Annotated in this window: 16 protein-coding genes; 7 read left to right on the top strand and 9 right to left on the bottom strand. The window is 65.5% G+C overall.

Annotated elements, in window-relative coordinates:
• Positions 1-75 precede the first annotated feature (75 nt).
• Positions 76-1,800, top strand: coding sequence for an alkaline phosphatase D family protein (locus ABIA70_RS14685; RefSeq protein WP_354148280.1), 1,725 nt, complete (start codon positions 76-78; stop codon positions 1,798-1,800).
• 14 nt (positions 1,801-1,814) lie between these two features.
• On the opposite strand, the gene ABIA70_RS14680 is transcribed toward ABIA70_RS14685, so the two are convergent.
• Complete coding sequence (locus tag ABIA70_RS14680; RefSeq protein ID WP_354148279.1) at positions 1,815-2,918, bottom strand: S-(hydroxymethyl)mycothiol dehydrogenase; 1,104 nt, start codon at positions 2,916-2,918, stop codon at positions 1,815-1,817.
• Between the two features lie 403 nt (positions 2,919-3,321).
• On the opposite strand from ABIA70_RS14680, the gene ABIA70_RS14675 reads away from it, so the two are divergent.
• From ABIA70_RS14675 to ABIA70_RS14665, 3 genes are all read left to right on the top strand, one after another.
• Positions 3,322-4,722 carry an MFS transporter gene (locus ABIA70_RS14675; RefSeq protein ID WP_502917209.1) on the top strand — a complete coding sequence of 467 codons (1,401 nt, stop codon included), beginning with the start codon at positions 3,322-3,324 and terminating at the stop codon, positions 4,720-4,722.
• Between the two features lie 59 nt (positions 4,723-4,781).
• Positions 4,782-6,038: an aminopeptidase P family protein gene (locus tag ABIA70_RS14670; protein WP_354148278.1), complete on the top strand. Its 1,257-nt coding sequence runs from the start codon at positions 4,782-4,784 to the stop codon at positions 6,036-6,038.
• Between the two features lie 242 nt (positions 6,039-6,280).
• The gene (locus ABIA70_RS14665) at positions 6,281-7,108 is read left to right on the top strand and encodes an IclR family transcriptional regulator (RefSeq protein WP_354148328.1); all 828 of its coding nucleotides are present in this window, start codon (positions 6,281-6,283) and stop codon (positions 7,106-7,108) included.
• Between the two features lie 45 nt (positions 7,109-7,153).
• Here ABIA70_RS14665 and ABIA70_RS14660 read toward each other — a convergent pair whose 3' ends face one another.
• The 5 genes from ABIA70_RS14660 to ABIA70_RS14640 all read right to left on the bottom strand — a co-directional run bounded on the left by ABIA70_RS14660 (position 7,154) and on the right by ABIA70_RS14640 (position 10,118).
• Positions 7,154-7,456: a hypothetical protein gene (locus ABIA70_RS14660; RefSeq protein WP_354148277.1), complete on the bottom strand. Its 303-nt coding sequence runs from the start codon at positions 7,454-7,456 to the stop codon at positions 7,154-7,156.
• Entirely contained in the window at positions 7,443-8,189 is a 747-nt protein-coding gene (locus tag ABIA70_RS14655; protein ID WP_354148276.1) for a GAF and ANTAR domain-containing protein, read from the bottom strand. The genes ABIA70_RS14660 and ABIA70_RS14655 overlap by 14 nt, the downstream gene beginning before the upstream one ends.
• 140 nt (positions 8,190-8,329) lie before the next feature.
• On the bottom strand, positions 8,330-9,112 hold the full coding sequence (locus tag ABIA70_RS14650; protein ID WP_354148275.1) for a GAF and ANTAR domain-containing protein: 783 nt from the start codon (positions 9,110-9,112) through the stop codon (positions 8,330-8,332).
• Positions 9,113-9,122: 10 nt separating this feature from the next.
• Complete coding sequence (locus ABIA70_RS14645) at positions 9,123-9,371, bottom strand: hypothetical protein (RefSeq protein WP_354148274.1); 249 nt, start codon at positions 9,369-9,371, stop codon at positions 9,123-9,125.
• Positions 9,372-9,386: 15 nt separating this feature from the next.
• The gene (locus ABIA70_RS14640) at positions 9,387-10,118 is read right to left on the bottom strand and encodes a GAF and ANTAR domain-containing protein (RefSeq protein ID WP_354148273.1); all 732 of its coding nucleotides are present in this window, start codon (positions 10,116-10,118) and stop codon (positions 9,387-9,389) included.
• Positions 10,119-10,548: 430 nt separating this feature from the next.
• On the opposite strand from ABIA70_RS14640, the gene ABIA70_RS14635 reads away from it, so the two are divergent.
• The 3 genes from ABIA70_RS14635 (at position 10,549) to ABIA70_RS14625 (ending at position 13,086) form a co-directional block, all read left to right on the top strand.
• Complete coding sequence (locus tag ABIA70_RS14635; protein ID WP_354148327.1) at positions 10,549-11,352, top strand: alpha/beta hydrolase; 804 nt, start codon at positions 10,549-10,551, stop codon at positions 11,350-11,352.
• 131 nt (positions 11,353-11,483) lie between these two features.
• Complete coding sequence (locus tag ABIA70_RS14630; protein ID WP_439436518.1) at positions 11,484-12,209, top strand: FadR/GntR family transcriptional regulator; 726 nt, start codon at positions 11,484-11,486, stop codon at positions 12,207-12,209.
• A gap of 109 nt (positions 12,210-12,318) precedes the next feature.
• Positions 12,319-13,086: a glucosamine-6-phosphate deaminase gene (locus ABIA70_RS14625; RefSeq protein ID WP_354148271.1), complete on the top strand. Its 768-nt coding sequence runs from the start codon at positions 12,319-12,321 to the stop codon at positions 13,084-13,086.
• A 77-nt stretch (positions 13,087-13,163) separates the two neighbouring features.
• On the opposite strand, the gene nagA is transcribed toward ABIA70_RS14625, so the two are convergent.
• Genes nagA through ABIA70_RS14610 form a run of 3 tightly spaced genes read right to left on the bottom strand, consistent with a single transcriptional unit; the run spans position 13,164 to position 16,050 of the window.
• On the bottom strand, positions 13,164-14,405 hold the full coding sequence (nagA, locus tag ABIA70_RS14620; protein WP_354148270.1) for an N-acetylglucosamine-6-phosphate deacetylase: 1,242 nt from the start codon (positions 14,403-14,405) through the stop codon (positions 13,164-13,166).
• Positions 14,402-15,085 (bottom strand): N-acetylmannosamine-6-phosphate 2-epimerase, encoded by a 684-nt coding sequence (locus ABIA70_RS14615; RefSeq protein WP_354148269.1) that lies wholly within the window; start codon positions 15,083-15,085, stop codon positions 14,402-14,404. The genes nagA and ABIA70_RS14615 overlap by 4 nt, the downstream gene beginning before the upstream one ends.
• The gene (locus tag ABIA70_RS14610) at positions 15,082-16,050 is read right to left on the bottom strand and encodes an ROK family protein (protein ID WP_354148268.1); all 969 of its coding nucleotides are present in this window, start codon (positions 16,048-16,050) and stop codon (positions 15,082-15,084) included. The genes ABIA70_RS14615 and ABIA70_RS14610 overlap by 4 nt, the downstream gene beginning before the upstream one ends.
• Between the last annotated feature and the right edge of the window lie 19 nt (positions 16,051-16,069).

The raw sequence follows: 16,069 nt of genomic DNA, 5'->3' as shown, positions 1-16,069 counted from the left end.
CGTGGAGTGGAGTTATTTCCTTGGTTCCCGGCTGCCCGTATGGTTGCCGCGGCCCGGAACGGGTAGAACTAAGTCATGACGACGTCGCCCCTGGTGTTGGGCCCCATGATGCGGTACGTGGACGAGACTTCTGCCAGCATCTGGGTGGAGACCCGGGGCGATTCCCGTGTCACGGTCCGGGCCGGTGACCGCAGCTGGGAGGCCCGCACGTTTGTTGCGCACGGCCACCACTATGCTCTGGTGGAGGCGGCCGGGCTGGAGCCGGGCAGCGTGCTGCCTTACACCCTTGAAATTGACGGGACCCAGTGCTGGCCCGAGCCCACCTCAGGGTTTCCGCCACCGGTGATTGCGACGCTGAAGCCGGGCAAGCCATTGCGCATGGCCTACGGCTCCTGCCGCACCAGTGTCCCGCACGACGCGGCCGGCAACCGCACCCATGGCGTCGATTCACTCCGCGCTTTCGCCTTGGCGATGGCGTCCGACGCTGACCTGCCGTGGCCGGATCTGGTGGCTTTCCTAGGGGACCAGGTCTACGCCGATCTGACCAGCGAACAGATGCAGGAGTTCATTCGGGCCAGGCGGGACATCGAGGCGCCGCCGGGGGAGGAACTGAAGGACTACGAGGAATACGCCCACCTTTACTTCCTGGCCTGGTCGGACCCGGCGAACAGGTGGCTGCTGTCCACCTTGCCCAGCGCCATGATCTTCGACGACCACGACATCCGTGATGACTGGAACACCTCCTTGAGCTGGAAAAAGGAGATGGAGGCGACGTCCTGGTGGCACGGGCGGATCGTCGCGGGGCTGGCCTCATACTGGGTCTACCAGCACCTGGGGAATCTCTCACCGCAGGAACGTGATGAGGACCCGATCTGGCGGCAGATCGCCGGCCACACGGGTGAGGCCGAAATCGACGTCAGCGCTGCGCTGGATGATTTCGCGGACCGGGCTGATCAGGATCCGAAGTCCTACCGGTGGAGCTACTGCCGGGATATTGGCGATACCCGGCTGATTGTGGTGGACTCGCGCGCCGCCCGGGATCTGGCTCCGGACAACCGTGCCCTGCTCGACAAGGATGAAATGGCCTGGCTCGACGGCAGTATGCGGGGCGGTTTCCGGCACCTGCTGGTAGCAACCTCGCTGCCTTTCCTGCTGCCGATGGGCCTGCATTATGTCGAATCCTGGAATGAGGCCATTTCCCAAGGTGCATGGGGAAACCGTGCCGCTCGTGCGGGTGAGAAAGTCCGCCAGGCTGTGGATCTTGAACATTGGGGCGCTTTCGAGAACAGCTTCCATCAGGTGGCAGCCATGGTCACTGAGATCGCCGACGGCAAACGCGGCGTTGCACCGGAAACAATCATGTTCCTCTCCGGGGACGTCCATTATTCCTACGTCGCGGAGGTGGAGCGCGCTTCGGGCAGCCGCATCATGCAGGCCGTCTGCTCCCCGATCCGCAACCCCCTGCCCCGCTTGATGAGGTCCTTCGCTGCAGTCATGTCCTATGGAGTGGCTGCGCCGGTGGGTGCTTTGGTGGCGCGCTCAGCGAAAGTGCCGGACCCGCCGTTCCGCTGGAAAGGCGTCAAAGGTCCCTGGTTCACCAACAACCTGGCCTGCCTCGAAGTCCTCCCGGAGGGGCTGAAGCTGTGGTGGCAGACCGGAGTGGTGGAAGACGGCGACGACCTGCACCCGCGGCTCGAACAAGTCGCCTCCGTTACCGTGGCCTCCCGGGAGGAAGGCGGGAGCCCACCTGCGGGGCGGGGTCTGGACAGGCTCACCCGCCGGCGCGCGGCACGAACGTAGCCAGCAGGAAACCATCAGGAGAGGCCTGCGACGGGGAGTTCAACCACGGAGCGGAGGACCTTACCCTCATGCATTTTGGCGAACGCCTCCTCCACCTGGTCGATGGTGATCCGCTCGGTCACAAACGCGTCCAATTCCAGGTTGCCCTGTTTGTAGTGGGCCACGAGCATGGGGAAGTCGCGGGAGGGCAGGCAGTCGCCGTACCAGGAGGACTTCAGCGAGCCGCCCCGGCCGAAGACGTCCAGCAGCGGCAGTTCGAGCAACATGCCCGGCGTCGGGACGCCCACCAGGACCACGCGGCCGGCGAGATCGCGGGCGTAGAACGCCTGCTTGTAGGTTTCGGGGCGTCCGACGGCGTCAATCACCACGTCCGCTCCGTTGCCGCCCGTGAGGGCACGGATGGCCTCGATGGGATCTTCCTTGCTGGAATCCACACCATGGGTGGCTCCCAGAGACCTGGCCATTTCCACCTTGTTGGCGTCGATGTCCACCGCGATGATGGTGGTGGCCCCTGCGAGCTTGGCGCCGGCGATCGCGGCGATGCCCACACCGCCGCAGCCGATCACGGCTACGGACTCGCCGCGCTTGACCTCACCGGTGTTGATGGCGGCACCGATGCCGGCCATCACGCCGCAGCCCAGCAGGCCGACGGCGGCGGGATCGACGTCGTCGTCAATTTTGGTGCACTGCCCGGCGGCGACGAGGGTCTTCTCCGCGAAGGCGCCGATGCCGAGTGCGGGGGAGAGTTCCGTGCCGTCCTCGAGGGTCATCTTCTGGGTGGCGTTGTGGGTGTTGAAGCAGTACTGCGGCTGGCCCTTGGCACACGCACGGCATTCGCCGCACACGGCCCGCCAGTTCAGGATGACGCGGTCACCGGGGGCCACTTCTGTGACGCCGGGACCCACGGCGCTGACCACGCCGGTGGCTTCATGGCCGAGCAGGATGGGGAAATCGTCGGTGATTCCGCCCTGCTTGTAGTGGAGGTCGGTGTGGCAGACGCCGCAGGTGAGGATGTCCACCAGGGCCTCGCCCGGGCCCGGATCCGGGACGAGGATGGTCTCCACCGAGACCGGAGCGTTCTTTTCCCTGGCAATGACGGCCTTGACCTTGTGAACCATTTAGCTGTGTTCCTTTCATGGGTCCGCGGACCTGGGGGAGATCCCATTGCGTATTACACAACACAGTGCGTATAGCGCGTACTCGAAATATCTCAGCCGAGGGAGGGCGAGTCAATAGAACCTGGAAGTACTACGCCTGCCGCCTCACGGCGAAGTGGACTCTGCTGTTGACTCCATGCAACACGGTTACTCCTGACGCAACTTCTCATGATCCGCCAGGCATGCCCCTACCGTGGCGTGCCGGCCACCGGGCGTCCGCAAGCGCGCGGCCTGTGCCCCTGCTGAGCTTGTCTGCGATCTAGGACGAAAATCAAAGAGTGGTATTGACTGTGGCGCAGCTCACCACCTAGTCTGATGCAACAGCGTTGCGCTGATTGCAACCCCAACACAACTTGGTGGATACATGAGTAACGAAACTTCTTCTCCCGCTCTGGCGGGACGACCCGTCCCGGAACCGCATGGCACCCATGCCGGCGTCCGGACCGGCCGCAGCACCATGAGCGGCCAGAATTATGAGCCTGACAACGGTGTCAGCAAGGAAACCCGCCGCAGGGTCATCGCGGCAAGCTTCATCGGCAACTTCGTTGAATGGTTTGATTACGCCGTCTACGGCTACCTGGCCGTCACCATCGCCACAGTCTTTTTCCCCGAATCAGATCCCCAGACCGGGCTTCTGCTGACCTTCGCCCTGTTCGCCATTTCGTTCCTGGTCCGCCCGCTCGGCGGGTTCGTCTGGGGCCACATTGGTGACAGGGTGGGCCGGCGGACGGCTCTGTCGCTGTCCATCCTGATCATGTCCGGAGCGACGTTCTGCATCGCACTCATCCCGGGCTACGACACGATCGGTATCTGGGCTCCGGTCCTGCTGCTGATCATCAGGGTTGTCCAGGGCTTCTCGGCCTCCGGCGAATATGCCGGAGCCTCGGCCTTCCTCGTGGAGTACGCACCGGGCAACAAGCGCGGCCTGTACGCCGCGGTGGTTCCGGCCAGCACCGCTGCGGGGCTGCTCCTCGGCTCCCTGATCGCGGGCCTGCTGACCGTCCTGCTGACGTCCGACGCCATGCACAGCTGGGGTTGGCGCCTGCCGTTCCTGCTGGCAGCCCCGATGGGACTGATCGGCCGGTACATCCGGACCAAGCTCGAAGACACCCCGGTGTTCCGCGAGTTGGCGAAGGAGGACCAGGCCGTCAAGGCTCCGGTATCCAGCCTTTTCAAGAACCACTGGCGGCAACTGCTGCTTGCCGTTGGCGCCGTGCTGCTCAACGCCGTCGGGTTCTACGTGATCCTCAGCTACATGCCCACTTACCTGTCCTCCGAGCTGGGGCTGGGCGAAACGGAATCATTCCTGGCCACCACCATCGCGTTGCTGACGTACATCGGGTTCATCTTCCTCACCGGTATGCTCTCGGACCGGTACGGCCGCAAGAAGGTGCTGATCAGCGCCTCCATCACGTTCATCGTGCTGACGGTGCCCGCGTTCGCGTTGCTGGGGACCGGCAACTTCCTGGTCATCGTCCTGGTCCAGATCCTGCTGGGCGCCATGCTCACCCTCAACGACGGGACGCTCCCCAGCTTCCTGGCCGAAATGTTCCCCACCCGGGTCCGCTACAGCGGCTTCGCGGTCAGCTTCAACTTCTCCAACGCGCTGTTCGGCGGCACCGCCCCGTTCATGGCCACGCTCCTGATCGCCGCTACCGCCAACGATCTGGCGCCGGCCTGGTACCTGGTGGGCGCGGCAATCATCTCCCTGATCGCCGTCGCGCTTTCCAGGGAGACCTGCAAAGAACCGCTGCGCCACGAATAGCCCACAATCTTCCCTACTTTCCTCCTCAAGTAATTGCTCTAAAGAAAGGCACCACCACAATGACCACCACAACATCCGAGAACGCAACGTCCGTCGCCGAACTGGAGCGGGTCAAGTTCCTGAAGAACGGCGAGAAAGTCAGCCTCACGTTCTCAGACACCGAATTTGAGCGGCGCCTCGCCGGCCTCCGCCGCATCATGGCTGAGAAGGAACTCGACGCCGTCGTCCTGACCAGCTACCACTCCATCAAGTACTACTCCGACTTCCTTTTCACCACCTTCGGCCGTCCGTACGCCATGGTGGTCACCAAGGACGACAACGTCACCGTCACCGCCAACATCGACGCCGGGATGCCCTGGCGCCGCAGCTACGGCGACAACATCATCTACACGGACTGGCGCCGCGACAACTACATCTTCGCGATCCAGGAAGTCCTGCGCACCCGCGGCATAAACCCGCGCCGCCTCGGCGTCGAGGATGACTCGCTTCCGCTGGACAACCGCAACAAGATCCAGGCAGCGTTCCAGTCAGCCACCCTCGTGGACGTGGCCCAGGCCGCCATGCGCCAGCGCATGATCAAGTCCGCCGAGGAGATCGAGGTCATCAAGCACGGCGCACGGATCGGTGACCTGGGCGGCGAAGCCATCCGTAACGCCATCACCGCCGGGATCACCGAGTACGAGGTGGCCCTGATCGGCACCGAGGCCATGGTCCACGAGATCGCACGGACCTTCCCGAACTCCGAAATCCGCGACACCTGGGTGTGGTTCCAGTCCGGCATCAACACTGACGGCGCCCACAACTGGGCCACCACCCGCAAGATCCAGGAACACGACATCCTGTCCCTGAACTGCTTCCCCATGACCTCCGGCTACTACACCGCCCTGGAACGCACCCTGTTCTACGGCGAACCGGACGCCCGCTCCCTGGAGCTGTGGAACATCAACGTTGAGGTGCACAAGCGTGGCCTGGAACTCATCAAGCCCGGTGCGGTCTGCAAGGACATCGCAGCCGAGCTCAACGAGATTTACGTCGGCTACGGGCTGCTCGCCAACCGGACGTTCGGCTACGGACACTCCTTCGGCGTCCTGAGCCACTACTACGGCCGGGAAGCCGGGCTTGAGCTCCGCGAGGACATCGACACCGTCCTGGAGCCCGGCATGGTGGTCTCCATGGAACCGATGATCACCGTCATGGACGGCCAGCCGGGCGCCGGCGGCTACCGCGAACACGACATCCTGGTGGTTGGCGAGGACGGCGCGGAGAACATCACCAAGTTCCCCTTCGGCCCGGAATACAACATCATCGGAGCCTGACCGGCGACCCAACCTAGCAACGCGGGGTCACTCCCGGCCCAATCTCGGGCGTTTTGAGGGCCAAAAGTGACCCCGCGTTGGGGTTAAGGTGACCCTGGGCGAGAGCCTGCCGGCGGCGCCGCACCCAGTGCGGCGCCGCTTTCGGCTGACAAGCTTTCGACTGAGAATGCGGAATGATAGTGAGCACCATGACCACACCAGACTCCAGTGATACGAACGACGGCGATACCAACGGCAGTGACATGAACAGCAGTGACATGAATGGCAGCGGCACGAATGGCAAGGGCGACACCAAAGGCGCCTCCGTCATCGTCAACGCCATCGCGGTCCTGCGCTCCTTCACGGCGGACGAACCGTTACTGGGGGTCACCGAGATCGCCAACCGGGTGGGCCTGCACAAGAGCACCGTCTCCCGGATACTGGCAACCTTCGAACAGGAAGGCCTGGTGGAACGGGATCCGGACACGCGCCGCTTCCGCCTGGGCCTGGGGCTGATCGCCGTCGCTGGTCCCCTCCTGGCCGAGCTGGAGGAGCGCCGCGTTGCCTACCCTGTCCTGCGCGAGCTCACGGAGCGGACCGGAGAAACCAGCGCGCTCATGATGTGGGAGGGCAACGAGTCCATCTGCGTGGAGCAGATTGCCAGCCGGCACCAGATCAAGCACACCGCACCATTGGGGGCACGGTACAACGATGCGCTGAGCTCCTCCGTCCAGGTGTTCCTGGCCAAGGAGCCGGAAGAGCGGGTGCGTTCCCTCCTGCTCAGCGGAGCGATCGCCTACCCCGGCCTGGACGAGTCGAGCCTCGAGGACTACCTGGTCCGCCTGAAGGAGGATTCCAGCCGCGGGTGGGCCATCAACTACGGGGAATCCTCCCTTGACGAGGTGGGTGTTGCTGCCCCGGTCTACGACCACCGCGGCGACGTCGTTGCTGCCGTCCTCATCCCGGCCCCACGGTTCCGGGTCTCCCAGGAGCGCCTGCAAAGCCTTGGCGAATCGTGTGCCGCAGCTGCGGACAAAGTCACCGCGCGCCTTGGCGGCCACGCGCCGGGGACCCGCCGCGGCGAACGCTAAACAGCCTCAGGGAACGATGGAAGCCGCCCCAAACACTGAAAGGCGTCAGGCGGTATCCTCCGGGCCAGCGGGATCGGCGGGTGGATCATCAGCGCCGAACTCGTCGGAGTAGGGTGCGCGGTGGCCCGGCTGGCCTGAGAACAGCTCGTTGGCGGCCATGGCCAGCAGGTCCCGCTGCAACTCGGGGAGGGACAGCAGCCCCTGGAGATACGCCTCAACCTCATACTCGCCCACCGATCCGCCGATGCCGAAGTAGTACAGCCACAGATCGCCCGTGCTGATCTGTGCTGCTGACAACGCTGACCGGAGCCTGCTGCGTTGCTCGGGTTCGCTGCTATCGAAACCCATCACTTCTGCCTCTGTCCGTGGCGGCGGATGTGACGCCTGCCAGGATCGCGGCGCTTACCTCCCTGAGTGTGCTGCGGGTGATCCGGGCTTCCCGCATCAGGAGCCTGAGCGCTTCGTCCTGCGTCAGTGTGTGGCGTTCCATGAGCACGCCGCACGCCCGGTTGATCAGATCCCTGCTGTAGAGGGCGGCCTGCAGGCTTTCGCTGATGCGTTCCGGGATTTCCGCGGTTTGGATGTGCGAGAGGAGGGTTGCTGCCGGTGAGGCAAACAGCTCCATGAGGGCCGCGGTTGATTCCTCAAAGGCCCCTGGGCCTCCAGCGTAGATCTTCATGGCGCCGATACCCTGCCCGTCGGTGATCAGGGGCGCACTGATCACCGATCGGATGGAGAGCTCGCGGACGGCGGAGCTCCAGCCGGGCCAGCGGGGGTCTGCGGCGACGTCGTTGACCAGCACGCTTTCCTGGGTAGCCCAGGCAGTGAGACAGGGCCCTTGCCCCAGCTGATACTGGAGGGCGTCCGCCCGTTCCACAATTGCGTCCGTGAAGCCGGAGCTGACCGGCCGAGCCTGGGAATCGAGGATGGAGACGCCCGCGCCAAGGGTTCCCGGAATTGATTCCTTGACGGCGCGGGACAGGAGCTGGACGGCGTGGTCCACTTTTTCCTCGGTCAGAAGCAGCCCCATGATCCTGCCAATGACAGAGGAAAGCTCATCCAAGGGATACTTCCTGATCATGTGTTTGCCTCCGGCCATTTCCGCGCGACCCGTCCCCGGGGGCCGTTTCACCCGGTATCGACCGTTCATTTACTCCGAATAAAGACTATCGCTTTGTGTTGCACTGCTACTCCGCCGGGCACGAATTCCGGTGCATGGCGCTATTCATCGTAAGTGGTCGGAATTTCCTCCTCGCCGGCGATGGAGGAAATTATTGCTGTGGCCACTTCCCTTAGCTTGACGTTCCGGTTGCTGGAGGTCGTGACCAGGATCTGGAATGCCGCGTCACGGCTGCACCGGTTCTGCGCCATGATGGCGCCGATGGCCGTGTCAATAACGGTGCGGGACTTCAGCGCGGCCGTGAGGTCGTCCCGGGCGTCACGCAGGTGTGCAATGTTCAGGGCAAGGTCCAGGGCTTTGGCTGAGATGCCGGTGAGGTTTTCGGCCTCATCCATGTCCTGGCGCGTGAAGCCGTGCGCTGCGGGTGAGTAGAGATTGACCACGGCCTGCGCTTGATTTTGTAGGCGCATCGGAACTGCCAGGACGGAGCCGATGCTCGCTGCCCCGGCAGCGCGGAGGTATTTGGGCCAGCGGCCGTCCGAGTACGTGTCCGGTACGGAGACCACGGTCCCCGACCGGAGGGCTGTCAGGCAGGGGCCGTCGCCGAAGCTGTTTTGGAGTTCATCCAGGCTTTGCGCCAGGGCGTCGCTGCTTGCCACAGCAACCGGCCTCTTGTGCCGGACCACCGTCATCCCACAGGACATGCGGTTCCCCTCCCGCGAGAGCTGCCCGGCGATAGTCGTTGCCATTTCTGTCAGGAAATTTCTCACGTCAGAGCTTTCCAGGACGAGGTCCTGGAGGAGGAGCACGAAGTCCTGCAATCCTGTTCCGGTGGGCTCAAAGCCGTCGGCGGGTATTTCGCGGATTCCTACGTTGTCCGACATGGCAGCCCCTTCACGGTCCGTCCGCCGTGATCTCCTCGATGGCGGCGTGGATCAGGTCCATCTGCAGCGGAGGCAATTCCATTATCTCGTGCAGACAGGCGTCCAGCGCCAGCTCATCGGCGTTTCCGCCAATGCCGCAATAATAGGTCCACAATCCCGTCAGATTGATGTTCCCATTCCGGTAGCGTCTGGCGGCGAAGCAGCGCGGGTCCGCTTCGTCGCCGGGCTGCTGAACTCCAAGGCTGCCGTTGTCATTCATTTCCTGCCCTTTTGCTTACCTCTCCCCATCCGGGGTTATCACCGGTATGTCCGACGCGCGCTGGAGAATGTCCTTGGCGATATCGTGCAGGCGGCGGTTGCTGCTGCGGGAGGCAAGGTGCAGGAGCTTAACGGCATCTTCGCGTCCGCAGCGGTTGTGCACCATGATCAGGGACACTGCCGCGTCCACGATCGCACGGGACTGCAGGGCCGACCGCAAATGCTCTGGGTAGGCCTCCGAAGGATGCACACGAATCGCCAGGCGAAGAATCCTTGACAGCGATGCTGCATGCTCTTCAACGGCGGCCACCGTTTCCGGGTCAAAGGTGCCGGCGCGGGTGGAGTAACAGTTAAGGGCTGAACGCGAACCGTTGTCGGTCTCGATGGGGACTGCGAGAACGGTCCGGATTCCTTCGTCGGCAACCGCCCGCGCGTACCAGTCCCATTGCTCGTCAGACTGGAGGTCGGAGATCAGGACCGTGTGCTGCTGCCGGAGGGCGGTCAGGCAGGGACCGTCATCGAACGCGTACTGCCGTTCGTCCAGTCCCCGGGCCTCCTCGCTGCTGCTGGCCACTGTCGACGGACCCTCATCCCTCTCAACAGTGATGGCGCACAGCAGGGGCGTTTCGCCGCCCAGCAGAGATGCGGAAATGGCCGTCAGTTCCAACAGGAATTCCGTGAAACCCGGGCTCTCGAGGAGAAGGTCCTGAAGCTGCTCGGCAGTGGGGAGAGCATCGTGGTCGGCCATACGGCCTCAATTCCATGCAGCGCCGGGGTTCGAAACGACCCCGGCTGGCGGCTGGGCGCTCTATGCGCGCACGGCCCGAATATTCAACCCCGGACCTGTATGCCACCTATATGTTCCCGAAATCTCCTACTACTGACATTACGCCTACCTGGTCACCCCGCGGGGGTTCCGTAGGAGATTGATGAACGGTTGCCTGCCCTAAGCCCGATCTAAAGCCGGGACGATCCCGTCGTGCTTGGGAAAGTGTCTGCAACCTTCGCCACAGAGCACGCTGTAGGCTCGGCACATGGCTGATCTGCGGCGTCGGACGTTTGTCTTCCGCACGCTGGTTGGCGCGGTTGCCGCGGCAGCCGTTGGAACTCTCGGCGCCGCGTGTACGCCCGGCGCCGGGCCGGACGGCACCGCCGGTGGCGGCGCCAAGGGGGATGCGGTGAAGCGGCACAAGTACCAGTACGGCGAGGATGCAAGCCAATGGGGGGAGCTCTTCCTCCCTGACCAGCCCGACGGCGGTGAGCACCGTGGTGTCGTGGTGGTTATCCATGGCGGCTATTGGCGCTCGCAGTACGGGGCAGAGTTGGGGGAGCCGCTTGCCAAGGACCTTGCCGCCCACGGCATGGCTGCCTGGAACCTTGAATACCGCCGGGCCGGAAACGGGGGTGGCTGGCCGAACACTTTCGCGGACGTTCTTGCGGGCATCGACAAACTCGGCGACCTCGCGGCCGAACACGCTTTGAACCTTGGCCCGGTGGTTGCCCTGGGCCATTCGGCAGGCGGGCATCTGGCCGCCTGGGCGGCCGGCAGGGGCAAACTCGCCCAGCTGGGAATGCCTGACGTTGACCGCCAGCTCCTGCGGAAATCGGATGGCTCGGCCGTGCACCTGACCGGCGTGGTCAGCCAGTCGGGCCTGCTGGACCTGGCGGGGGCAGAGAAGCTGAACCTCAGCAACGGTGCGGTGAGCAACCTGCTGGGCGGGTCGTCGTCGAAATATCCGCTCCGCTACAAATACGCGGACCCCATGACGGCCCTTCCGCTGCCGGTGCCGGTTTATGCGGTGCATGGGTCCGATGACACCACCGTTCCAGTGGGGCAGTCCCGGTCGTACGTCAACGCTGCTGCGGCCGCCCGGATGAGTGCGAAGTTAGTCATGGTCCCCGGCGACCACTACGCCCTCATTGATCCGAAAATGCGTGCCTACCGGACGTGCCGGGAGCTGGTCCGGTCCCTGCTGGATTAGATTCGGTCGCGGGGTGAGGATTGTTCAAAATTGGTTTGATCGTTCTGGACATTGGACGTCCCATCTCCTGTACTCTTGAGAGGTAACGAGTCGCGAACCCTGAGCGCGGCAAGGAGGAGACCCACGTGGCCATCGCATCGCAAGAAGTATCGCCCGCACGTTTCAGTGCGCAGCTCCGTTCGCATGCCCTGCAGACACGGATCATGGACCTGATTCTGGACCGGGGGCTGGACGTTGGGGACGCGCTTCCCACTGAAAGCGAACTGTCGGCCGAACTGGGCGTGGGACGCAACACCGTCCGCGAGTCCCTGAAAGTGCTGCAGGCCCTGGGGGTCATCGAGATCCGGCACGGCTTTGGCATGTTCGTGGCGCCCAACAACTTCAGCGCGCTGGTCTCCGGCCTGACCTTCCGCGGCCGGCTGTCCCTCCGCCACAAGGGCGAGGAAGCGATGGAACTCATCGATGTCCGGCAGGCCCTCGAATCCGGGCTGATCGGATCGGCCATTGACCTGCTCACCGACGAGCACCTTGCTGACCTGCGCACCACCATGGAGGCCATGGAGGCCGCGGCCCGCAACGACGAGCCCCTCTACGAGCACGACGCCGAGTTCCACCGCAGGCTGTATGCGCCCCTGAACAACGAGCTGCTGATCAACCTGATGGATGTCTTCTGGCAGGTTTACCGCAAGATCCATCTGGCCCTCGGTACCGGCCCGGTGAATCTGGAGCAGCAGACGCAGGACCACTGGGACATCTTTGAGGCCGTGGCCAACAAGGACAAGGCCCTCGCCTCCGAACGCCTGCAGCGGCACTTCGACGGGATCCGGCTGAAGCTTAAAGACGTCGCGGCCGCTTAGCCGGCACCTGCCTCCACCTTTTACGCCCTTGCCCTTACACCGACACCCGGCTCCCTGACGCCCGGGTGTCATGACACCTGCCACCCCCTTTGTAGAGAGTGCCTTTGACGTGGAAATTTTCGTTGTGCCTACCGCCTCAGCCACCGGCTCCGTTGCCGCCGGAATCCTGGCCGCCGTCATCCGCAGCAAGCCGGACGCCGTCCTGGGCGTAGCCACCGGCGGATCGCCGCTGCCCATTTACGCGGCGCTCGCGGACCACCGGCTGGACATGTCCTCCCTCCGGGCCTTCGCCCTGGACGAGTACGTGGGCCTGCCCGCCGGGCATCCCGAGAGCTACGCCGAGGTGGTCCGGCGCGAAGTGACCGAACGGCTCCACCTTGACCCTGCCAACGTGAGTGTGCCGGACGGAGCCGCAGCCGATCCCGAGGCAGCCGCCGCCGGCTACGACGCAGCGATTGCCGCTGTTGGCGGCGTCGACGTGCAGATCCTCGGGATCGGCCACAACGGGCACCTGGCGTTCAACGAGCCCGGCTCGGCCCTGGACTCTCGGACGCGGGTGGAGGTTCTCACCGAACGCACACGTGAGGCCAACGCCCGCTATTTCAGCTCGCCGGAAGAGGTGCCGCTCCGCTGCATCACCCAGGGCCTGGGCACCATCCTTGAAGCCCGGCACCTGCTGCTGGTGGTCAACGGGCCGGACAAGGCAGGCATCCTCGCTGCCGCCCTGCACGGGCCTGTCACGGCCGACTGTCCGGCGTCGGTCCTGCAGCTTCATCCGCACGTGACAGTGGTGGCCGACGAAGCCGCCGCCGCGCAGCTGGATGAGGGGCGCGGGCAGGTCACCGTGCGGGTGTCCGGCGCAGTAGCCACGGCATAGGGTCCGATGGCTAATCGACCAGTGGCCGAGCCGGCAATGATTATGGGTGCATTCCCCCGGCGTCGGAGGCGCGGCGTCTAAAGTCCGAGGCCGGGATGGACCAGCACCTTCCCGGCCCGCATCACCAAAGTGCGCTCGAAGTTCCGGTCCACCACCACGACGTCGGCACTCAGTCCCGCACGGAGGCTCCCCAGTTCCTGTTGGAGACCAAGGATCCGGGCCGGAACCGCCGTGGCGGACTGGACGGCGGCCGCCGTCCATACGCCGGCATCGACGGCCCGCCGCACAACGTCCAGCAGCGTGGCCGTCCCGCCCGCAAGCGAACCATTGCTCCGCAGCCGTGCCTCGCCGCCACTGACAGTGACGGCGGACGGTCCAAGTTCGTAGTCGCCGTCGGGCAGCCCGGTGGCAGCCATCGAGTCAGTCACCAGGACGACGTTCTCGGCTCCCACCAGTTCGAAGACCATCCGGACGGTCTCGTGATCCAGGTGCACGCCGTCGGCAATGAGCTCGACGGTGGCTGTCCCCGCGCGGGCCAGCCGGAGGCAGGCTGCGACTGGTCCAGGGCTGCGGTGGTGAAGCGGCGGCATGCCGTTGAAAAGGTGCGTGACGGTGGGGCGCGAGACCCCCGGCTGCCCGGAGCCCGCCAGCAGCCGCGCCGCCTGGGTGAGCGAGGCCGCCGTCGTCCGTGCGTCCGCGTCCGTGTGGCCCAGCGACGGGGTGACGCCATGCTCGGCGAGCACCCGCACCAAGGCGTCAGCCCCGGGAAGTTCGGGGGCGTAGGTCATGGTCTTCAGGTGGCCGAGGGCCGCCTCGATCAGTTCCCTCAGGAAAAACACATCAGGGTCGCGCAGGAACCGGGGATCCTGGGCGCCGCAGCGGGCGTGGGAGAGGAACGGGCCCTCCGAGTGGATGCCCGCTATGAGCCCTTCCTCGGCGAGCGGTGTGAGGGCGCCGATGGCCCGGAGCAGATCCTCACGGGAGGCCGTCACCAGGCTGGCCAGAAGGGTGGTGGTGCCGCTGCGGTGCAGGAAATCGACAGTGGCCCGGGCGGAATCGGCGTTACCGGTGGGGAAATCGCCGCCCGCCGCGCCATGGCAGTGCAGATCCACCAGGCCGGGCAGGATCATGCTGCCCGGCGGTACTTCGAGCTCCTCGAAACCCGGCAGCGACGAAGCGTCCATTCCCGCGCGCGGACCAACATAGGCGATGCGGCCTTCGGCGACGGCCACCACGGCGTTGTCCATGGCCATGCCGTCTGTGAGGACAGTGCCGGCCAGGAGGTAGCCGGCCCCGGTGCCGTCCGCGGCGGGGATCACTTCAGGGCCTCAGCGAACCAGCCGGTGATGGTGGCCGGGTGGGTGATCGCCGTCCCGACGACGACGGCGAACGCGCCGGCGTCGAGCGCCTGTTTTGCCTGGCTGGGTGAGTGGATCCGGCCCTCGGCGATCAGCGGCACCCCGAACCCGGCGGCGGCAATCTGTTCGAGCAGTTCGAGGTCCGGGCCATCCGTCTTGGGGCGCTCGCCGGAGTACCCGGACAGGGTGGTGCCGATCAGGTCCGCGCCGGCCTCGACAGCGGCGGCGGCGTCCTCGAACGAACCGCAATCCGCCATCACCAGCGCATGTGAGTCCGCGTGGATTCCGGCGACGGTCCGGGCCAGGGTCAGCCCGTCCGGGCGCGTGCGCCGCGTGCCGTCCAGTGCCACAACGTGCGCGCCGGCGTTGGCCACGGCCAGGGCGTGCCGCAGCGTGGGGGTGATGAAGACGCCGTCGTGCCCGTCCTTCCAGAGCCCGATCACCGGGACCTCGACGGCGGTGCGCGTGGACTGCACGTCGGCCAGACCCTGGACGCGGATGGCCGCCGCCCCGCCGATAACGGCCGACGCCGCCACCTGGCCTGTGGTGCGCGGGTCCCGCATGGGCTCGCCCGGGTACGCCTGGCAGGACACGATCAGCCGGCCGCGCAGGGCTTCGAGGGCTTCGGGGGTCAGGATCACGGGAGGTTCCTTTGGGGCGTAGGGCTGGTGGTGAGGATCAGGCTTGCCGCGCCCACGATGGCAGCCGCGTTGCCGAGTTTAGCGGGCATGACCGGCAGGGCAGCCAAAGTCGGCAGCAGCTCGGCGCGGAGGGCACGTTCCATCGGGTGCCACCAGGGGGCGCCGGCATCGGAGAGTCCACCTGTTACCACCACAACTTCGGGGTCCAGGATGTTGGCGAGCCCGCCCACGGCCTGCCCGGCAGCCGCGGCCCCGAGGCCCACCGCCTGGATGGCAAGGGCGTCACCGGCCCCCGCCAGAGTGAAGACGGCGCGGGCGTCCGGGGCCGGGGTGCGGCCACCCAGGCGCAGGTAGGCCTCACGGAGGGCCGGACCGGAGGCTATGGCCTCAACGTGCCCGGCTCCGCCGCAGACGCAGGGGAGTGGGGTGCCGTCGTGCTGGGCATAGGGCGACGCGAAATGGCCCACATGCCCGCCGCCGTATCGATGGCCCAGGACGGGCTGGCCGGCCAGGACAAAACTGCCGCCAACGCCTGTGCCGAAGGCGACCAGAAGCGAACTCGCCGTTCGCGCGGCCGCACCGGTCCATGCCTCGCCGAGCGCATGCGCATGGACGTCGTTGACGGCGCGCACAGCTTCCGGAGCCAGCCCCAGCCGGCGGGCCAGCCCCGCAGTGAGTTCGGTCCCGGCCCAGCCGAGGATCGCATCAGTTGCGGACACCACAACACCGCGCCCGGCATCAATCACCCCGGCAGAGCCAACCCCAACCCCCACAACTGCCAGGCCCTCAGCCCGAGCCCGTGCAACGAGCGAAGAAACCAGCACAGCAGTAGCATCAAGAATCGCCCCGCCACCATCCCGGTTCAGCGTCGGAATGGTCTCCGAAAACAACACCTCGCCCGCTGCCGAAACAACTCCGGCAGCAGTCTTAGTACCGCCGAGGTCAACACCGATCGCGTACATCATGTCTGTCCTTCTTATCGTG

Source organism: Arthrobacter sp. 754 (assembly GCF_040548695.1).
Taxonomy (GTDB): domain Bacteria; phylum Actinomycetota; class Actinomycetes; order Actinomycetales; family Micrococcaceae; genus Arthrobacter.
The sequence above is the reverse complement of the archived record's forward strand: the minus strand, read 5'-3'. Positions and strand labels throughout refer to the sequence as shown.

Bases quoted from the DNA above. Each gene is read 5' to 3' on its own strand.
- ABIA70_RS14640 (WP_354148273.1), bottom strand. From the start codon at position 10,118: ATGGCCGACCACGATGCTCTCCCCACTGCCGAGCAGCTTCAGGACCTT.
- ABIA70_RS14655 (WP_354148276.1), bottom strand. From the start codon at position 8,189: ATGATCAGGAAGTATCCCTTGGATGAGCTTTCCTCTGTCATTGGCAGG.
- ABIA70_RS14680 (WP_354148279.1), bottom strand. From the start codon at position 2,918: ATGGTTCACAAGGTCAAGGCCGTCATTGCCAGGGAAAAGAACGCTCCG.
- ABIA70_RS14665 (WP_354148328.1), top strand. From the start codon at position 6,281: ATGAACAGCAGTGACATGAATGGCAGCGGCACGAATGGCAAGGGCGAC.
- ABIA70_RS14685 (WP_354148280.1), top strand. From the start codon at position 76: ATGACGACGTCGCCCCTGGTGTTGGGCCCCATGATGCGGTACGTGGAC.
- ABIA70_RS14650 (WP_354148275.1), bottom strand. From the start codon at position 9,112: ATGTCGGACAACGTAGGAATCCGCGAAATACCCGCCGACGGCTTTGAG.
- ABIA70_RS14670 (WP_354148278.1), top strand. From the start codon at position 4,782: ATGACCACCACAACATCCGAGAACGCAACGTCCGTCGCCGAACTGGAG.
- ABIA70_RS14610 (WP_354148268.1), bottom strand. From the start codon at position 16,050: ATGATGTACGCGATCGGTGTTGACCTCGGCGGTACTAAGACTGCTGCC.
- ABIA70_RS14645 (WP_354148274.1), bottom strand. From the start codon at position 9,371: ATGAATGACAACGGCAGCCTTGGAGTTCAGCAGCCCGGCGACGAAGCG.
- ABIA70_RS14675 (WP_502917209.1), top strand. From the start codon at position 3,322: ATGAGTAACGAAACTTCTTCTCCCGCTCTGGCGGGACGACCCGTCCCG.
- ABIA70_RS14660 (WP_354148277.1), bottom strand. From the start codon at position 7,456: ATGGGTTTCGATAGCAGCGAACCCGAGCAACGCAGCAGGCTCCGGTCA.